The sequence below is a fragment of the Streptomyces sp. AC602_WCS936 genome (assembly GCF_019049125.1).
Taxonomy (GTDB): domain Bacteria; phylum Actinomycetota; class Actinomycetes; order Streptomycetales; family Streptomycetaceae; genus Streptomyces.
In genome coordinates this window covers 64,870-81,568 of sequence record NZ_JAGMUF010000001.1, presented here as the reverse complement: position 1 = coordinate 81,568, position 16,699 = coordinate 64,870, and the positions used below count along the sequence as shown (strand labels likewise).

At 72.0% G+C, this 16,699-nt stretch carries 17 protein-coding genes and 1 pseudogene; 10 read left to right on the top strand and 8 right to left on the bottom strand.

Features of this window, described 5'->3' with window-relative positions:
* Window positions 1–76 precede the first annotated feature (76 nt).
* Complete coding sequence (locus KUM03_RS00380) at window positions 77–1,714, top strand: protein kinase (RefSeq protein ID WP_217244785.1); 1,638 nt, start codon at window positions 77–79, stop codon at window positions 1,712–1,714.
* A 79-nt stretch (window positions 1,715–1,793) separates the two neighbouring features.
* Here the strand turns inward: KUM03_RS00380 and KUM03_RS00375 are convergent, their stop codons facing one another.
* Both KUM03_RS00375 and KUM03_RS00370 read right to left on the bottom strand, forming a co-directional pair.
* On the bottom strand, window positions 1,794–2,201 hold the full coding sequence (locus tag KUM03_RS00375; protein WP_217244784.1) for a pyridoxamine 5'-phosphate oxidase family protein: 408 nt from the start codon (window positions 2,199–2,201) through the stop codon (window positions 1,794–1,796).
* Between the two features lie 93 nt (window positions 2,202–2,294).
* Window positions 2,295–2,951, bottom strand: a complete 657-nt coding sequence (locus KUM03_RS00370; protein ID WP_217244783.1) for a response regulator transcription factor — start codon at window positions 2,949–2,951, stop codon at window positions 2,295–2,297.
* A 323-nt stretch (window positions 2,952–3,274) separates the two neighbouring features.
* On the opposite strand from KUM03_RS00370, the gene pdhA reads away from it, so the two are divergent.
* The 4 genes from pdhA to KUM03_RS00350 all read left to right on the top strand — a co-directional run bounded on the left by pdhA (window position 3,275) and on the right by KUM03_RS00350 (window position 7,740).
* Complete coding sequence (gene pdhA, locus KUM03_RS00365) at window positions 3,275–4,501, top strand: pyruvate dehydrogenase (acetyl-transferring) E1 component subunit alpha (RefSeq protein ID WP_217244782.1); 1,227 nt, start codon at window positions 3,275–3,277, stop codon at window positions 4,499–4,501.
* 1 nt (window position 4,502) lies between these two features.
* The gene (locus tag KUM03_RS00360; protein ID WP_374225238.1) at window positions 4,503–5,483 is read left to right on the top strand and encodes an alpha-ketoacid dehydrogenase subunit beta; all 981 of its coding nucleotides are present in this window, start codon (window positions 4,503–4,505) and stop codon (window positions 5,481–5,483) included.
* A 19-nt stretch (window positions 5,484–5,502) separates the two neighbouring features.
* Window positions 5,503–6,939: a dihydrolipoamide acetyltransferase family protein gene (locus KUM03_RS00355; protein WP_217244836.1), complete on the top strand. Its 1,437-nt coding sequence runs from the start codon at window positions 5,503–5,505 to the stop codon at window positions 6,937–6,939.
* Window positions 6,940–7,122: 183 nt separating this feature from the next.
* Window positions 7,123–7,740 (top strand): hypothetical protein, encoded by a 618-nt coding sequence (locus KUM03_RS00350; protein WP_217244781.1) that lies wholly within the window; start codon window positions 7,123–7,125, stop codon window positions 7,738–7,740.
* Here the strand turns inward: KUM03_RS00350 and KUM03_RS00345 are convergent.
* From KUM03_RS00345 to KUM03_RS00335, 3 genes and pseudogenes are all read right to left on the bottom strand, one after another.
* Window positions 7,706–8,698, bottom strand: coding sequence for a DUF1648 domain-containing protein (locus KUM03_RS00345; RefSeq protein ID WP_217244780.1), 993 nt, complete (start codon window positions 8,696–8,698; stop codon window positions 7,706–7,708). The genes KUM03_RS00350 and KUM03_RS00345 overlap by 35 nt on opposite strands.
* Complete coding sequence (locus KUM03_RS00340) at window positions 8,695–9,042, bottom strand: GntR family transcriptional regulator (RefSeq protein ID WP_217244779.1); 348 nt, start codon at window positions 9,040–9,042, stop codon at window positions 8,695–8,697. The genes KUM03_RS00345 and KUM03_RS00340 overlap by 4 nt, the downstream gene beginning before the upstream one ends.
* 103 nt (window positions 9,043–9,145) lie before the next feature.
* Window positions 9,146–10,091: pseudogene (locus tag KUM03_RS00335) on the bottom strand (D-alanyl-D-alanine carboxypeptidase family protein).
* A 219-nt stretch (window positions 10,092–10,310) separates the two neighbouring features.
* Here KUM03_RS00335 and KUM03_RS00330 point away from each other — a divergent pair.
* Together KUM03_RS00330 and KUM03_RS00325 are read left to right on the top strand one after the other, a co-directional pair.
* On the top strand, window positions 10,311–10,961 hold the full coding sequence (locus KUM03_RS00330) for a GntR family transcriptional regulator (RefSeq protein ID WP_217244778.1): 651 nt from the start codon (window positions 10,311–10,313) through the stop codon (window positions 10,959–10,961).
* Entirely contained in the window at window positions 10,958–12,268 is a 1,311-nt protein-coding gene (locus KUM03_RS00325; RefSeq protein ID WP_217244777.1) for a nitrate/nitrite transporter, read from the top strand. Before KUM03_RS00330 ends, KUM03_RS00325 begins: the two co-directional genes overlap by 4 nt.
* A 111-nt stretch (window positions 12,269–12,379) precedes the next feature.
* Here the strand turns inward: KUM03_RS00325 and KUM03_RS00320 are convergent, their stop codons facing one another.
* Entirely contained in the window at window positions 12,380–13,204 is an 825-nt protein-coding gene (locus KUM03_RS00320; protein ID WP_217244776.1) for a maleylpyruvate isomerase family mycothiol-dependent enzyme, read from the bottom strand.
* A 182-nt stretch (window positions 13,205–13,386) separates the two neighbouring features.
* Here KUM03_RS00320 and KUM03_RS00315 point away from each other — a divergent pair, with 182 nt between their 5' ends.
* Both KUM03_RS00315 and KUM03_RS00310 read left to right on the top strand, forming a co-directional pair.
* Window positions 13,387–14,205, top strand: a complete 819-nt coding sequence (locus KUM03_RS00315; protein WP_217244775.1) for a carbon-nitrogen family hydrolase — start codon at window positions 13,387–13,389, stop codon at window positions 14,203–14,205.
* Window positions 14,206–14,246: 41 nt separating this feature from the next.
* Window positions 14,247–14,705 carry a DUF2867 domain-containing protein gene (locus tag KUM03_RS00310; RefSeq protein ID WP_217244774.1) on the top strand — a complete coding sequence of 153 codons (459 nt, stop codon included), beginning with the start codon at window positions 14,247–14,249 and terminating at the stop codon, window positions 14,703–14,705.
* Window positions 14,706–14,748: 43 nt separating this feature from the next.
* Here the strand turns inward: KUM03_RS00310 and KUM03_RS00305 are convergent, their stop codons facing one another.
* Both KUM03_RS00305 and KUM03_RS00300 read right to left on the bottom strand, forming a co-directional pair.
* Window positions 14,749–15,243 carry an LURP-one-related/scramblase family protein gene (locus KUM03_RS00305; protein ID WP_217244773.1) on the bottom strand — a complete coding sequence of 165 codons (495 nt, stop codon included), beginning with the start codon at window positions 15,241–15,243 and terminating at the stop codon, window positions 14,749–14,751.
* Window positions 15,240–16,244 carry a GlxA family transcriptional regulator gene (locus tag KUM03_RS00300; protein ID WP_217244772.1) on the bottom strand — a complete coding sequence of 335 codons (1,005 nt, stop codon included), beginning with the start codon at window positions 16,242–16,244 and terminating at the stop codon, window positions 15,240–15,242. Before KUM03_RS00300 ends, KUM03_RS00305 begins: the two co-directional genes overlap by 4 nt.
* A 52-nt stretch (window positions 16,245–16,296) precedes the next feature.
* Here KUM03_RS00300 and KUM03_RS00295 point away from each other — a divergent pair, with 52 nt between their 5' ends.
* Complete coding sequence (locus KUM03_RS00295) at window positions 16,297–16,689, top strand: cupin domain-containing protein (protein WP_217244771.1); 393 nt, start codon at window positions 16,297–16,299, stop codon at window positions 16,687–16,689.
* The last annotated feature ends 10 nt before the right edge of the window (window positions 16,690–16,699 follow it).

Genomic DNA, 16,699 nt, shown 5'->3' with positions numbered 1-16,699 from the left:
GCGGAGGCTGTAGCGTGGCCGACGGAGACCGTAACAACACCGCGCGTACCGCGGGCAGAAACGACGGCGAGGACTGATGGCACAGCAGCAGCGCGCCCAGGGCCCGTCCGAACCCGAGGCATCTGGCGGCGGTATGTCTGAAGCGCCGGAGAACTGGGGCAACGGCGGCCTGGTCGGCGACGGCCGGTACCGGCTGACCCGCAGACTCGGGCGGGGCGGCATGGCCGAGGTGTTCGCCGCCGAGGACGTCCGCCTCGGGCGCACCGTGGCGGTCAAGCTGCTCCGCGCCGACCTCGCCGAGGACCCGGTCTCCAAGGCCCGCTTCACGCGCGAGGCACAGTCGGTGGCCGGGCTCAACCACCACGCCATCGTGGCCGTCTACGACTCCGGCGAGGACTTCGTCGGCGGCCAGTCCGTGCCGTACATCGTGATGGAGATCGTCGAGGGCCGCACCATCCGCGACCTCCTCCTCAACGCCGAGGCGCCCGGCCCCGAGCAGGCGCTGATCATCGTCTCCGGCGTCCTGGAGGCGCTGGCCTACTCGCACCAGCACGGCATCGTGCACCGCGACATCAAGCCCGCCAACGTCATCATCACCAACAACGGTGCCGTGAAGGTGATGGACTTCGGCATCGCCCGCGCCCTGCACGGCGCGTCCACGACGATGACGCAGACCGGCATGGTCATGGGTACCCCGCAGTACCTCTCGCCGGAGCAGGCCCTCGGCAAGGCCGTCGACCACCGCTCCGACCTGTACGCGACGGGCTGCCTGCTCTACGAACTCCTCGCGCTGCGCCCGCCGTTCACCGGCGAGACCCCGCTGTCGGTGGTCTACCAGCACGTCCAGGACATCCCGACCCCGCCGTCCGAGGCCTCCGACGCCTCGCCGCCGGAGCTCGACGGACTGGTGATGCGGTCGCTGGCCAAGGAGCCCGACGACCGCTTCCAGACCGCCGAGGAGATGCGCGGCCTGGTCCAGTACGGGCTGCAGATGCTGTACGAGCAGGGCGGCCACACCAACACCTGGAACACCGGCCCGGTCGCCGCGCACGACGGCCGGCACACCCCGGCGGCCGGTTTCGCGGGCACGACGGTGCTGCCGCACCCCGACCACGGCGTCTCCGGCACCCAGCAGATCCCCCAGCAGATCCTGCCGAACGGCTACGGCGGTGGCGACGACGGCGGTTTCGAGGGCCACGGCAACAGGGGCAGCGGCCGGGGCAAGCTGTGGATCCTGGCCGTCCTGGCGGTGATCGCCATCGCCGCGGGCGTCGCGCTGGCCATGAACAACGGCGGGGGCGAGAAGGGCGGCACGAAGACGGACAACAGTCCGACGGCGTCCACCTCGCAGAGCACCGACAGCGAGTCCTCCAGTCCCTCGCCGAGCGACGAGGAGACGCAGGAGAACACCGATCCGGAGACGGACCAGAACAACGGCAGCGGGGGCACCGGCGGGGACTGGGACGACGAGCCGTACACACCGTCGTACACGCCGTCCGAGAGCGCGTCGGGGGAGCCGTCCGGAGAGCCGACCGACGGTCAGACGGGCCCGTCCGCGCCGACGGACGGTGGCGGTGAGCCGTCGGACGGTGGCGGTGAGCCGTCGGACGGTGGTGGCGAGCCGTCCGGTGGGACCGGCGGTGAACCGACGGGCGGCAGTGGTGGTGAGCCCACCGGTGGCGCGACCCCTCCGGCCGACGGCGGCGGCAACTGACCGAAACGACCCCCACGCGCGCGTGCGGCCCGAACCGGGCTCCACGCGCGCGTCGCGTTCCCGGCCGCCCCACCGGCCGTCACAGCACCCCGGCGGGCCCCTCCGTCACGTGCACCGACCCGAACCGCGGCTCGATCCGCAGGTAGACCGGCTCGAACGGCTCACCGTCCACCCGGCCCGGCGCCGGACCGAACCGGTCGATCTCGGCGGCGCTCGGTTCGTGGGTCTCGCACCGGCCCACGACCTGCACGGTCCACACGCTCTCACCGGGCGCGGCGGAGCCGAGGTTGTCCGCGCCGTACGCCACGACGCTCCCGGCGCACACCTGGTGGTACCCGCAGCTCCTCGGCATGCGCAGCAGGACCCGGCCGTCGGCCACGATGTGCCGCGCGGTGGCGAGGAAGGGCAGGGCGCGCATGGTGGTGGCCGCCCGGCCGTAGGCGGTGCGGCCGAGCAGGCCGACGGCGAGCTGTGCGTCGGAGGGCATACGTCCACTGTGCGCGGGCGGACGGAAGGGAAACAGAGTCGCCCGCCCCGGCATGAGGGGACGTAAGTCCCGAATAAAGGTCTGCCGCGGTGGTCAGCGGTTCTCGGCCTGTAGCCGGGCCACGAAAGCCGCCGCCTGGGAACGCCGCTGCATTCCGAGTTTGGCCAGCAGACTCGACACGTAATTCTTGATCGTTTTCTCGGCGAGGTGCAGCCGCTCGCCGATCGCGCGGTTGGTCATCCCCTCGCCGATCAGGTCCAGGATGCGCCGCTCCTGCTCGGTGAGTCGGGCGAGCCGGTCGTCGGTCCGGGTGCCGCCGTCGCGCAGTCGCTCCAGCACCCGCGCGGTGGCCGCCGGGTCGAGCAGCGACTTGCCCGCGGCCACCTCCCGGACGGCGCCCAGCAGCTCGGCGCCGCGGATGTCCTTGAGCACGTATCCGGAGGCGCCCGCCATGATCGCGTCGAAGAGCGCCTCGTCGTCCGCGAAGGAGGTCAGCATGAGGCACCGGACGGAGTCGTCCCGGGAGCGGATCTCGCGGCAGACCTCCACGCCGCTGCCGTCGGGCAGCCGGACGTCCAGCACCGCGACGTCGGGCCGGGCGGCCGGGACCCGGGCCAGCGCGTCGGCCGCCGTACCGGCCTCGCCCACCACCTCGATGTCGGGCTCGCCCGAGAGCAGATCGTGCACACCGCGGCGCACGACCTCGTGGTCGTCGAGGAGGAATACCCGGATTTTTCCGTCTTCGCGCACGCGGTCAGTCTCACACACCGACTCTTCCCGTGCCCGGGGTGGCCGGGATAACGTGCCGTTGTTCCGGCCCCCTGCGAGGCTGTGACCAGTAAAACTTCCGCACTTCGCCGATTTACTTGGAAATCCGAGTAAAAACGCAGGTCAGGAGGGGTTTCACAGAAATGTGGAGCACTGGGTAACGTGCTGTTCGCAGGGCGCTCGCCGGGGCACCTGTCACGCCTGTTCCCGAACGGGCCGCACCCACCCTTGTGCGTCCGCCGGGCCGCAGGTGAGCCGCACTGGCTTCCGGCGAACCCGGGGGCCGGACCGACGGAGGAGCACACGTGACCGAGAGCACTGCCGCGCGCAAGCCGCGACGCAGCGCCGGAAGCAAGGCGGCCGGTACGACCGGCGGCAAGGCCGGCACCACCGGCGCCAAGCGCACCACTCGCAAGACCGGCACCGCTGCAACGAAGGGCTCCGAGACGGAGCTGGTGCAGCTGCTGACGCCCGAGGGCGAACGGATCGAGGACGCGGCTTACGCCGAGTACGCCCAGTACGTCGCCGACATCACCCCCGACGAGCTGCGCGGCCTGTACCGCGACATGGTGCTCACCCGGCGCTTCGACGCCGAGGCCACCGCTCTGCAGCGCCAGGGCGAGCTGGGCCTGTGGGCCTCGCTGCTGGGCCAGGAGGCCGCCCAGATCGGCTCCGGCCGGGCCACCCGGGACGACGACTACGTCTTCCCGACCTACCGCGAGCACGGCGTCGCCTGGTGCCGCGGCGTCGACCCGACCAACCTCCTCGGCATGTTCCGCGGCGTGAACAACGGCGGCTGGGACCCCAACAGCAACAACTTCCACCTGTACACGATCGTCATCGGCTCGCAGGCGCTGCACGCCACCGGCTACGCCATGGGCGTCGCCAAGGACGGCGCGGACTCCGGCGTGATCGCCTACTTCGGCGACGGCGCCTCCAGTCAGGGCGACGTCAGCGAGGCGTTCAACTTCGCCGCCGTCTACAACGCCCCCGTGGTGTTCTTCTGCCAGAACAACCAGTGGGCGATCTCCGAGTCCAACGAGAAGCAGACCCGGGTGCCGCTCTACCAGCGCGCCCAGGGCTTCGGCTTCCCCGGCGTACGCGTCGACGGCAACGACGTCCTCGCCTCCCTCGCGGTCACCCGCTGGGCCCTGGACCGCGCCCGGCGCGGCGAGGGACCGGCGCTGATCGAGGCGTACACGTACCGCATGGGCGCCCACACCACCTCGGACGACCCCTCCCGCTACCGGCACGACGACGAACGCGCCGCCTGGGAGGCCAAGGACCCGATCCTGCGCCTTCGCCGGTTCCTGGAGACCTCAAACCACGCGGACGAGGGATTCTTCGCGGAACTCGAGGCGGAGAGCGAGGCGTTGGGCAAACGAGTGCGCGAGGTGGTCCGTGCCATGCCGGACCCGGACCGGTTCGCCATCTTCGAGAACGTGTACGCGGACGGGCACGCGCTCGTCGACGAGGAGCGGGCCCAGTTCGCCGCCTACCAGGCGTCGTTCGCAGAGGCCGAGGGGGTCTGACATGGCAGCCGAAAAGATGGCGCTGGCCAAGGCGATCAACGAGTCGCTGCGCCGCGCGCTGGAGTCGGACCCCAAGGTCCTGATCATGGGCGAGGACGTCGGCAAGCTCGGCGGCGTCTTCCGGGTCACCGACGGTCTGCAGAAGGACTTCGGCGAGGACCGGGTCATCGACACCCCGCTGGCCGAGTCCGGCATCGTCGGCACCGCCATCGGCCTGGCCCTGCGCGGGTACCGCCCGGTGGTGGAGATCCAGTTCGACGGCTTCGTCTTCCCGGCCTACGACCAGATCGTCACGCAGCTGGCCAAGATGCACGCCCGCTCGCTGGGCAAGGTCAAGATGCCGGTCGTCATCCGCATCCCCTACGGCGGCGGCATCGGCGCGGTCGAGCACCACTCCGAGTCCCCGGAGGCCCTGTTCGCGCACGTGGCGGGTCTGAAGGTGGTCAGCCCGTCCAACGCGGCGGACGCGTACTGGATGATGCAGCAGGCCATCCAGAGCGACGACCCGGTGATCTACTTCGAGCCCAAGCGCCGCTACTGGGACAAGGCCGAGGTCGACAAGGAGGCCATCCCGGGCCCGCTGCACGCCGCGCGGGTGGTGCGCGAGGGCACCGACCTCACGCTGGCCGCCTACGGCCCGATGGTGAAGCTCTGCCAGGAGGTCGCCGACGCGGCGGCCGAGGAGGGGCGGTCCCTGGAGGTCGTGGACCTGCGCTCGATCTCCCCGGTCGACTTCGACACGATCCAGGCCTCGGTGGAGAAGACCCGCCGCCTGGTCGTGGTCCACGAGGCGCCGGTGTTCCTGGGCTCGGGCGCGGAGATCGCGGCCCGGATCACGGAGCGCTGCTTCTACCACCTGGAGGCCCCGGTGCTGAGGGTCGGCGGCTACCACGCCCCGTACCCGCCGGCGCGTCTGGAGGAGGAGTACCTGCCCGACCTGGACCGGGTGCTGGATGCCGTCGACCGCTCGCTGGCGTACTGAGGAGGGGAGCGTGACGACGATGACGGACAGCTCCGTGCGTGAGTTCAAGATGCCCGACGTGGGCGAGGGGCTCACCGAGGCCGAGATCCTCAAGTGGTACGTCCAGCCCGGTGACACGGTCACCGACGGGCAGGTGGTGTGCGAGGTCGAGACGGCCAAGGCCGCCGTCGAACTGCCCATCCCCTACGACGGCGTGGTCCGCGAGCTGTACTTCCCCGAGGGCACCACGGTCGACGTGGGCACGTCGATCATCGCGGTGGCCGTCGGCGGTGGGGCCGCGGCGGAGCCGGCGCAGGAGGCCGTCGAGGAGACGGCCGCCGCACCGGCAGCCGCACCGGCCGCGACGACCGACGCCGTGGAGGAGAAGAAGCCCGAGGCCCGCCAGCCGGTCCTGGTCGGGTACGGGGTGTCCACCTCCTCGACCCGTCGCCGCCCCCGCAAGGGCGCCCAGGCCCCGGCCCAGGAGGCACCGGCGGCCGCCGCGATCCAGGCCGAGATGAACGGCCACGGTCCGGCCGCGCCGGCCACCCGCGAGCGCCCGCTCGCCAAGCCCCCGGTGCGCAAGCTGGCCAAGGACCTCGGCGTCGACCTGGCCACGGTCACCCCGACCGGCCCGGACGGCGTCATCACCCGCGAGGACGTGCACGCGGCGGTGGCCTCCACGCAGGCCGCCGAACCGCAGGCGGCACCGGCCGCCCAGGCCCCCGCCACTCCCGCGGCCTCCCCGGCCCCGGCGGCGGTGTCGTACGACACGGCGCGCGAGACCCGTGTCCCGGTCAAGGGCGTGCGCAAGGCGACGGCGGCGGCGATGGTCGGCTCGGCGTTCACGGCGCCGCACGTGACCGAGTTCGTGACGGTCGACGTGACGCGCACGATGAAGCTGGTCGAGGAGCTGAAGCAGGACAATGAGTTCGCGGGCCTGCGGGTGAACCCGCTCCTGCTGATCGCCAAGGCCCTGCTGGTGGCGATCCGGCGCAACCCGGACATCAACGCCTCCTGGGACGAGGCGGCGCAGGAGATCGTGGTCAAGCACTACGTCAACCTGGGCATCGCCGCCGCGACCCCGCGCGGCCTGATCGTCCCGAACATCAAGGACGCCCACGCCAGGACGCTCCCGCAGCTGGCCGAGTCCCTGGGTGAGCTGGTCTCGACGGCCCGGGAGGGCAAGACCTCCCCGGCCGCCATGCAGGGCGGCACGGTGACCATCACCAACGTCGGCGTCTTCGGCGTCGACACCGGCACGCCGATCCTCAACCCGGGCGAGTCCGCGATCCTCGCGGTCGGTGCGATCAAGCTCCAGCCGTGGGTGCACAAGGGCAAGGTGAAGCCGCGTCAGGTGACCACGCTGGCGCTGAGCTTCGACCACCGCCTGGTCGACGGCGAGCTGGGTTCCAAGGTGCTCGCCGACGTCGCGGCGATCCTGGAGCAGCCGAAGCGTCTGCTCACCTGGGCCTAGCCGGCGGCGAAAGGCCGGAGCCGCACCACCTCCACCGGGTGGCGCGGCTCCGGCCTTTCGCGTCGTTCCGGCGTCCGCCGGTTGATGACGGATGTCACGGCTTCGCCGGTCGCCGCGCCCCTAGGGTCGGTCAGGGGGCTTTCAGGCTGCCCTTCGCCCGTCCGTGGGGAGGCTGGAGGTCCAGTGCCGAAGGTGACCGTGAAGCCGCCGCCGCGTCGCCGTGCGCAGATCGTGGCCCGCTCCCTGTGTGCCACGATCGCCCGCCGCCCGGCAAGGAGCCAGGAGGAGGCGACGGTGATCCGGCACTCCTCCGAACTGCGCACCCTGCTCCTGGTCCTGACGCTCACGGAGATTCCGGTGGCATTCCTCGTCTCCGGTGTCCTCCCGCCCCCGGCACGGCCGTTCCACGCCCTGCTGGAGGTCACCCTCGTCCTCACCGGCTTCGGTGTCCTCGCCACGATCGCCCGGCACCCCCACACCGTCTCGCCGTCCCGGGTCGTGCTGCGCACCGGCCTCCTGGGGGACCTCGACCTGCCCCGCGAGCGGGTGCGTTCGGCCGTGCGCACCCTGCGGACCGTCCAGGGACGCGGTCTGCGCCGGGTGCCGGGGGAGCCGTCGGCCGTGGTCTGCTCCCTCGGCAGCACGATCGGCGTACGCCTACGTCTGGACCCGCCCGTCCCCCTCGATCTCGGCGACGGCGCCGGGAGCAGGGACGTCGACACGGTCTACGTCTCCGCGGACGCGGCGGACGCGTTCACGCGGGCGCTCAGCGGCGGTGCGGGTCCGCGCGCAGCGCGTTGAGCAGGGCCGCGCCCCGCTCCGCGTCGTCGACGCTCACCGCGAACTCCGTACGGCGCCCCCGGGGCCGTATCACCAGGCACTCCCCGGCGCGCAGCATCACCGTGGTGCCCAGGCCGCTGACGCGGTATCCCCAGCCGCCCGCCTGGGCGGGAGAGCGGACCTCGGCGCGCGCCGCGTCGATGTCGCCGGGCGCCCAGCGTCGCGCGGGCCGGCCGAGCGGACCGAAGGACACCTCCAGGCCCCGCTCCGAGACCCGCGCCTGCACCGAGGAGAACAGGGCGCAGGACAGGGCCGCGACGGCGCAGCCGGCGAACGCCGCCCACAGGCCGCCGGGGTCCGCGAGGCCGCCGACGATGGCGACGAGCACTCCCACGGCCGCCAGGCCGGTCACCGCGGCCACCAGCCGGAGCCAGGGGTTGGTGGTCCGGGAGAACCACGCCACCCGTCGGCCGTCGGGGATGTCCAGGGCCGGGACACCGGACGCGTGCTCACCGGCGGCCGCGGTGTCCGCCGCGCGCCGGGTGGCGACGAACCAGGCGCCCACTCCCGCGACGACGGCCGCGACGAGGATCGCGACGATCCACGCGGTCGGCTGCCGGGCCTCGTGCCAGTCCGCGCGGTCCAGGTTGGCCCGGACGAGGGCGGCCTGCGCACCGGCCAGCACGATGCCGGTGGGCAGCAGGGTCACGGCGGTCCACGGGTGGTGCGACCCGGTGCGGTCGCGCAGCAGCACGCCGAGCGTCGCCCCCGCCGTGACGAGCCAGATCAGCGCCGGGAAGAGGGACGCCGCCCACAGGGGCATCGACCCGTCGGGCGCCCCTGTGCCCAAACCCCAGTGGGTCGCCAGCGGGTCGGGCAGCCGCCCCCGCACCATGAGCGGCATCCCGGCCAGCACGGCCGTGACGCCGACCGTCCAGACCACCGCCGTCGTCCGCGCCGCCACCGTCGTGTCCCTCACGGCATCCCCCTGATCATGTCGATGAGATCGGTTCTGCTGTAGCCCAGCCGGGCCGCCTCGGCGACCAGCTCCCGTACGCGGATCTGCAGGCCCGAGTGCGGCCGGGCCCCCTCGGCGACGGTCACCCCCCGGCCCCGGCGGAACTCCAGCAGGCCCTCGTCCCGCAGTCCGCGCAGGGCGCGCAGCACGGTGTTGACGTTGACGTCCAGCGCGGCGGAGAGGTCGCGCGCGGAGGGCAGGCGGTCCCCGGGGGCGCACTCGCCCTCGGCGATGGCGCGCCGGACGGCGCCCGCGACCTGTTCGTGCAGCGGGCGAGTGTCGGTTTTGTCCAGACTCAGCAGCATGGTGCTAATGAAGCTATCACCATCAGCTCCAAAGGGGCAGGGCGTAGGAGCGGAAAAGGGGCCCGTCGCGGCTGCGACGGGCCCCTCGTGCGGTCGGACCGGCTCAGTTCAGCCTGGCGAAGCCGTAGTTCATGAGCTTCGTGGCGTCCTTGGCGCGCTGCGCCGACGACGAGGAGGTCAGCACCGTGCCGATGACGGTCTTCCCCTTCCGGGTCGCGGCGAAGACCAGGCAGTACTTGGCCTCGGGCCCCGAACCGGTCTTGACGCCGATCGCGCCGCTGTAATTGCCGAGCAGCGTGTTGGTGTTGACCCAGGGCGCCATCGTGCGGGTGCCGCCCTTCTTGGTGACCGTCTTGGCGGTGTACTTCTTCGTCTTCACGATCGTGCGGAAGGTCGGGCTCTTCATCGCACTGCTCGCGAGCTTGGTCAGGTCGCGCGGCGTGGAGTGGTTCCTGCCGTTGCCCGATGCCGTCGAACGAGTCGAAGTGGGTGTTCTTCAGCCCCAGTTTCCGAGCCTGGGCATTCATCTTGCCGATGAACGACTTCACGCGGGCCGCGCGCGTCTTCCCCGAACCGAACCGGTCGGCGAGCGCGTACGCCGCGTCGCAGCCCGACGGCAGCATCAGCCCGTACAGCAGCTGCCGGACCGTCACCTTGTCGCCGACGATGAGGCGCGCGGAGGACGCGTTCTTCGAGACGATGTAGTCGCTGTACGCCATCTGGATCGTGACCTTGGCGTCCAGGTTCAGTCCGGGCTGGGCGAGTACCACCTTCGCGGTCATGATCTTGGTCGTGGAGCCGGTGGGGCGCCTGGTGTCCGCGGCCTTGGTGTAGAGCGCCCTGCCGCCGGCGTCGTTCATCACGAAGCCGCCCTTGGCGACGATCGCCGGTGCGCCGGCGGGCGCGAGCGGCGCCCGCGCGGACGCCTCCCGGACGGGTGCGGCCTGCGCGGGCGTGGTGGCGAGGGCGCCGGTCGCGAGCAGGGCGCCGCTGGTCAGGGCGACGGCTGTGGCTCTGCGCAGGCGGGCGCCCGGAATGACGTTTATCAAGTTGAGTACCCCGATTGTTCTGAATGCTTGAACGCAATTCCCCTGGGGCGCGGCCGAGTTGTGGTCGGTGCGGGTCCGGCCGCGCCCGTGTGACATGTGGATAGCACGGACGGCCGCGCGGCGGCAGGGCGTGGCCGCCGGCTCCCTCCTGCGGGTGGTCGGGCGTCCGCATGGTGGACGGCGTCCTTCTTGTGTCCCTGTTGTATCTATCCTGTCGGCATGACCACGGCAGTGAAGCAGCCCCCAGCGGCGGACCGCGTCTACACCCACGTCAAGCAGGGCGTCCTGGAGCGCCGCTACGAGGGCGGAACCCTGCTCACCGAGGGCGAGCTCGCCGAAGCGGTGGGCGTGTCCCGCACGCCGGTGCGCGAGGCGCTGCTGCGGCTGGAGGTCGAGGGGCTGATCCGGCTCTACCCGAAGAAGGGCGCCCTGGTGCTGCCCGTCTCCGCGCAGGAGATCGCCGACGTGGTGGAGACCCGGCTCCTGGTCGAGGAGCACGCGGCGCGCAAGGCCGTACCCGCCCCGCCCGGTCTGGTCGAGCGGCTGGAGGAACTGCTCGCCCGGCAGAAGGAGCAGGCCGCCGCCCAAGACTTCGCCGCCGCCTCCGTCACCGACCGCTGCTTCCACGCCGAGATCGTCCGCAGCGGCGGCAACGAGATCCTCTCCCGCCTCTACGACCAGCTCCGCGACCGCCAGCTGCGCATGGGCGTCGCCGTCATGCACTCCCACCCCGACCGGATCGCCAAGACCCTCGCCGAGCACGAGGAGATCCTCGACGCGCTGCGCTCCGGGGACGCGGACGCTGCGGTCGGAGTGGTCCACCGGCACGTGGGCTGGTTCTCGCACCTGGCCCGGGGGGAGGTCCGATGAGTTCGGCCACGTCGGCCGGGAAGGCGCTGCCCGGTGATCCGCCGGGCGGCCGTCGCGCGGTCGCCGTCTGGAGCATCGGCGTCGCCGTCTACTTCGTCGCCGTCATCTTCCGCACGTCACTGGGCGTGGCCGGCCTCGACGCCGCCGACCGCTTCCACGTCAACGCCTCGGCCCTGTCCACCTTCTCCATCCTCCAGCTGCTGGTCTACGCCGGCATGCAGATACCCGTCGGCCTGCTCGTCGACCGGCTCGGCACCAAGAAGGTGCTCGGCATCGGCGTCGTGCTGTTCACGGCCGGGCAGCTGGGCTTCGCCTTCTCCCCGTCGTACGGCATGGCGCTCGCCTCCCGGGCGCTGCTGGGCTGCGGGGACGCGATGACCTTCATCAGCGTGCTGCGGCTGGGCAGCCGCTGGTTCCCGGCCCGGCGCGGGCCGATGGTCGCCCAGCTCGCCGGACTGGTCGGCATGGCGGGCAACCTGGTCTCCACCCTCGTCCTGGCCCGGCTGCTGCACGGCATCGGCTGGACGGCCGCCTTCGCGGGCAGCGCGCTGGCCGGTGTCGTGGTGCTGGTCCTGCTCCTGCTCTTCCTCAAGGACCACCCCGAGGGGCACGAGCCGGAGCCGATGCCGCACCAGGGCGCCGCGTACGTACGACGCCAGATCGCCACGTCCTGGCGCGAACCGGGGACGCGGCTCGGGCTGTGGGTGCACTTCACCACCCAGTTCCCGGCGATGGTGTTCCTGCTGCTGTGGGGGATGCCCTTCCTGGTGGAGGCGCAGGGGCTGACGAGGGAAACGGCGAGCGGACTGCTCACCCTCGTCGTCCTGTCCAACATGGCGGTCGGCCTCGTCTACGGCCAGGTCATCGCCCGGCACCACGCGGCGCGGCTGCCTCTCGCGCTCGGCACGGTGGGCGCGACGGCGGCCCTGTGGGCGGCGACGCTCGCCTACCCGGCCGACCGGGCGCCGATGTGGCTGCTGGTCGTGCTGTGCACGGTGCTGGGGGCGTGCGGGCCGGCGTCGATGATCGGCTTCGACTTCGCCCGGCCGGCGAACCCGCCGGAGCGGCAGGGGACGGCGTCCGGGATCACCAACATGGGCGGCTTCGTGGCGTCGATGACCACGCTGTTCGCGGTGGGCGTGCTGCTGGACGCGACCGGAGACGACTACGCCGTCGCGTTCTCGTCCGTGTTCGTGCTCCAGGCGGTGGGGCTGTCGCAGATTCTGCGGTTGCGGAAGCGGGCGGCGCGGCGGGAGCGGGAGCGGTTGGTTGCCAGCCGGGTGGAGACGGTGCACGTGCCTGTGTAGGTGCCCGGCGTGGGTGCGGGGCCGGGCCGGGGGCTGCCGCCCCCGGACCCCCGCTTCGGCCTGGACGGCCTCGTCCTCAAACGCCGGACGGGCTGGAATCACTCACCCGCGTTACTGAGTCACCGTGAAGTTCCGCAGGATCGCCGCCGTCAGATCCGGGTCGCCCTCCGTCTTGATGCGGTCCGCCGCCGCTTCCGGCGTCACGCGGCCGCAGGCCAGGCGGACGTACGTCTCCCAGTCGAGGGTGAGGGTCGCGGCGGGGCCGAGGGCGGGGGACGATTCCAGGGTGCCGCGGCCCTGGATGTCGACGCGGATGGTGCGCAGGAACTCGACCGGCCCGTGGACGTCGAAGACGACGGCGGAGCTGCGCGGCGCGTCCGCGCGCTCGGCGACGACCGCCGGCAGCTCGGCGAGCAGCACGTCACGGGTGACGTGCGCGCCGGGGGAGTCCAGGTTGCCGGGGCGGCCGAGGGCCGTACGCAGGTCCTGCTCGTGCGCCCACACGTCGAAGGCGTGCCGGCGCATGGCCTCCACGAGGGTCAGCTCGGTGCCGAGCGGGCCGCGCACCTTCGTGCCGGGGTCCCGCGACTCGTTCCGCAGCTGGCGGTTGCGCCGGATGATCATGTACTCGAGCTCGGACGTCATCTCCGGCGCCGTGTGGTGGCGGCGGACGTCGACCTGCATCTCCATGTAGCGCTGGTGCTCGTTGGTGACGTGGAAGAGGTCGCGCGGGAGGGAGTGGATGGGACGCGGGTCGCCGAGCATCTCGGAGTCCAGGCCCAGGACGTGGGAGACCACGTCGCGCACCGACCAGCCCGGGCAGGGCGTGCGGCGGTTCCACTCTGCCTCCGCAAGCGGCTGGACCAGCTCGGATATCGCCTCGATGGAGTGAGTCCAGGCGTCGGCGTAGGGCTGGAGGGTGGGATGCAGACTCACGGAACGGGACCCCTCGGCGGTCGGTACACGGGCGGGTTGTGGCGTCGGTGCCAGTGGGAGGTGGCTGCGGTCGGCGGGCGTCTTGAGACGCTAAGTTACGCTGCTGTGCGGCACCCCGGCAGTGCTTTCGTGTGACGATCGTAGGCCCGTGTGGACGGCTCGAATGCCAGGACGGTGGTAGTGTGCGCGCCTCTTTGATCCAAATCGCCGTGAACGAGGGCGAATCAGTGGAAGCGCGTCGTCGGCGCGCGGCGTCTCTGGTACGGGATCAGGCGGGCGCCGCCGACCTGGTCGTGCTGCCGGAGCTGTGGACCACGGGCGCCTTCGCCTTCGAGGAGTTCGGCACGGCGGCCGAGCCGCTTCAGGGCCCGACGTACGAGGCGATGGCGAAGGCGGCGAGCGACGCGGGCGTGTGGCTGCACGCGGGCTCCGTGCCGGAACGGGACCCGGACGGGACGCTCTACAACACCTCCCTCGTCTTCTCCCCCACCGGCGACCTGGCCGCCGCATACCGCAAGATCCACCGCTTCGGCTTCGACAAGGGCGAGGCCGTGCTGATGGGCGCCGGGCGCGAGCTGGTGACGGTCCGTCTGCCGGAGACGACCCTCGGTGTGGCCACCTGCTACGACCTCCGTTTCCCCGAACTCTTCCGCGGCCTCGTCGACGCCGGTGCCGAGACCCTGGTCGTCCCGGCGGGCTGGCCGGAGCGCCGCCGGTCCCACTGGACGCTGCTGGCGCAGGCACGCGCGGTGGAGAACCAGGCGTTCGTCCTCGCCTGCGGAACGGCCGGGACACACGCCGGGGTTCCGCAGGCCGGTCACTCGATCCTGGTCGATCCCTGGGGCGAGGTGCTGGCGCGGGCCGGTGCGGAGGAGGAGGTCCTCACGGTGGAGTTCGACCCGGCGAAGGCGGCGCGGACCCGGGAGCAGTTCCCGGCGCTGAAGGACCGGGTGCTGGGCCTGGAGCCGCCGCGCCGTCAGCGGGCGCATGATGGGAGTTGACGCGGGGTGACGGGACGGTCACGCGGCCTAGAATCCCGCACATGGCACCGACCGGAATCCCTGCCGTGCGCCGTGTCCGGGTGGACCCCGCCGGCTTCCCCTTCGCGACGGCCTTCGAGCTCCCGGCCGCCGGACTGCCCCGGCTGACACCGGAGGAGTGGGTGCGCGCCAGCTTCGAGGACGTCCCGGTGGCCCTGCGCGAGCTGTTCCGGACGGGCTGGGCGGGCGTGCTGGGCCTGCGGCTGGGACCGCGTTCCTCGGCGCGGCACGTGGTGGGGTGGCGCAGGGTGGAGGCCGGGCCGGACCGGGTCGCCCTGGAGGCCCGCGCGCCTTCCCTGACCGTCCGCAACGTCGTCACCCTCGACGACACGCGGCTGCTCTGGGCGACGTACGCACGCTACGAGCGCCGGGCCGGCCGGGCGCTGTGGTCCCTGGCCGCGCCGGTGCACCACCTGGCCGTACCCCTCCTCCTCACCCGCGCGGTGCGTCGCACGGGGTGAGTCCTCACCGGGCCGTCACTCCGGGCCGGTCACACCGGACCCGTCAGTCTTCCTCCCGCTCCTTCTCCGCGAGGTGGATCACGCACACCGTCAGCGCGATCAGCAGCGCCGGATCGGCGTCGTCCCGTACGACGTCCACGCCGTAGGTGTCCCGGAGGGTGAGCCACCGCCGGGAGACGACGGCCAGCAGCTCACCGTCGTACTCGATGGCGAACTCCCGGTCGAGGATCTTGCCGCTGACGTCCAGCTCGTTGCCGTCGGCCAGGGAGACCCGGTAGTGGTTGCGCAGGAGCGACAGCCGTTTGCGCTTGATGCGCGCCAGCGGCTCGCCGTCCCGCTCGATCACCATCGTGTCCCGCAGGGCGAGCATCTTCTGATGGATGTCGACGAGGACCCGCCCCTGGGCGTCCTTCAGCTCCCAGGTGTCCCGCAGTCGCATGGCCTTGCCGTCGACGAGGAACACCTTGTTGCCGCTGTCGTCCTCGATCCAGTAGTCGTCACCGAAGCCGAGGAGGCGGTCGTACACGAGGAATCTCATGGCGTGATCGCTTCCCCGGCGCCCGTTCCGAAACGCTGTCGGTAGGCCGACGGGCTGAGTCCGGTCTCGCGACGTATCCGTGCCCGGAGGTTCGAGGCGGTGCCCAGTCCGCTGCGGGCCGCCACCACGTCCAGCCGCTCCTCCCCGAGCTCGATGAGCCTGCGTGCGAGGGTCACGCGCTCGGCCGTCAGCCAGGCGAGCGGCGTCGTCCCCAGCTGGGACCGGAAACGCCGGTGCAGCGTCGCCGGCGACATCGCGGAGCGGTCCGCGAGGTCCGCCACGGTCAGTGGCTCGTGCAGGCGCTCCTGCGCCCACTCCAGCAGGGGGGCGAGCGACTCGTCGGGCACGTGGGGCACTGGCCGCTCCACGAACTGCCGCTGCCCGCCGTCCCGGTGTGTGGCGAACACCAGCCGCCGGGAGACGGCGTTGGCGATCTCGGCGCCGTGGTCCTTGCGCCAGATGTGCAGTCCGAGGTCGAGCGCCGCCGCGCTGCCCGCGGCGGTGAGAACGTCACCGTCGTCCACGAACAGCACGTCCGGCTCCAGCAGCACCCGCGGGTGCAGTCGGCGGAAGGAGTCCGCCCACAACCAGTGTGTGGCGGCCCGCCGCCCGTCCAGCAACCCGGCCTCGGCGAGGGCGAAGCTGCCGGTGCACAGGCTGATGACGCGGGCGCCACGCGCGTGCGCGCGGCGGATGGCGTCCAGGACGGCCGGGCCGCGCGGTACGACGTTGTCCGGCCGACCGGGGACGACGAGCGTGTCGGCCCCGTCCGCGGCCTCCAGGCCGGTCACGTCGGTGAGGGTGAAGAACCCGTGGTTCATCCGGATCACCGGTGCCGGCCCGCACAGCGTCACCTCGTACAGCGGTCCCGGCAACCCCAGCTCGGGACGCGGCAGGCCGAACAGCTCGGTGGCGCAGCCGACCTCGAACGGGTTGGTGCCCTCGTCGACGATCACGGCGACGCGGTGGGTCCGGGGGCGCTGAGAGGATCCTTGCGGCATATGCGATTTCTAGCACTCGTCCGACGGACACGGCGCCCCGCACGATGACGTCATGACACAGGAACCTGTCTCCCTCGCCTCCGCCCTCGCGTCCTTCACCGAGCAGTGGAGCCCCCGCATCGTCACCGCCGTCAACGACTACGACGTCCGTATCGCCAAAGTCGAGGGCGAGCACGTCTGGCACGTGCACGATCACACCGACGAGTTCTTCCTGGTCCTCGACGGCGAACTGCGCATCGCCCTGCGCGAACCCGGCGGGGAACGCACGGTCGTCCTGCCCAAGGGCTCGGTCTTCACCGTCCCGCGCGGTACGGAACACAAGCCCTACGCCCCTGAGCCCGCGGCGATCCTGCTCCTCGAACCGACGGGGACATCGACCGTGGGCGACCGGCACGACGAAGTGCCCGACCACGTGGACGCGACGACGGGGCTCGCGCTGACGTAAAGCCGGTACC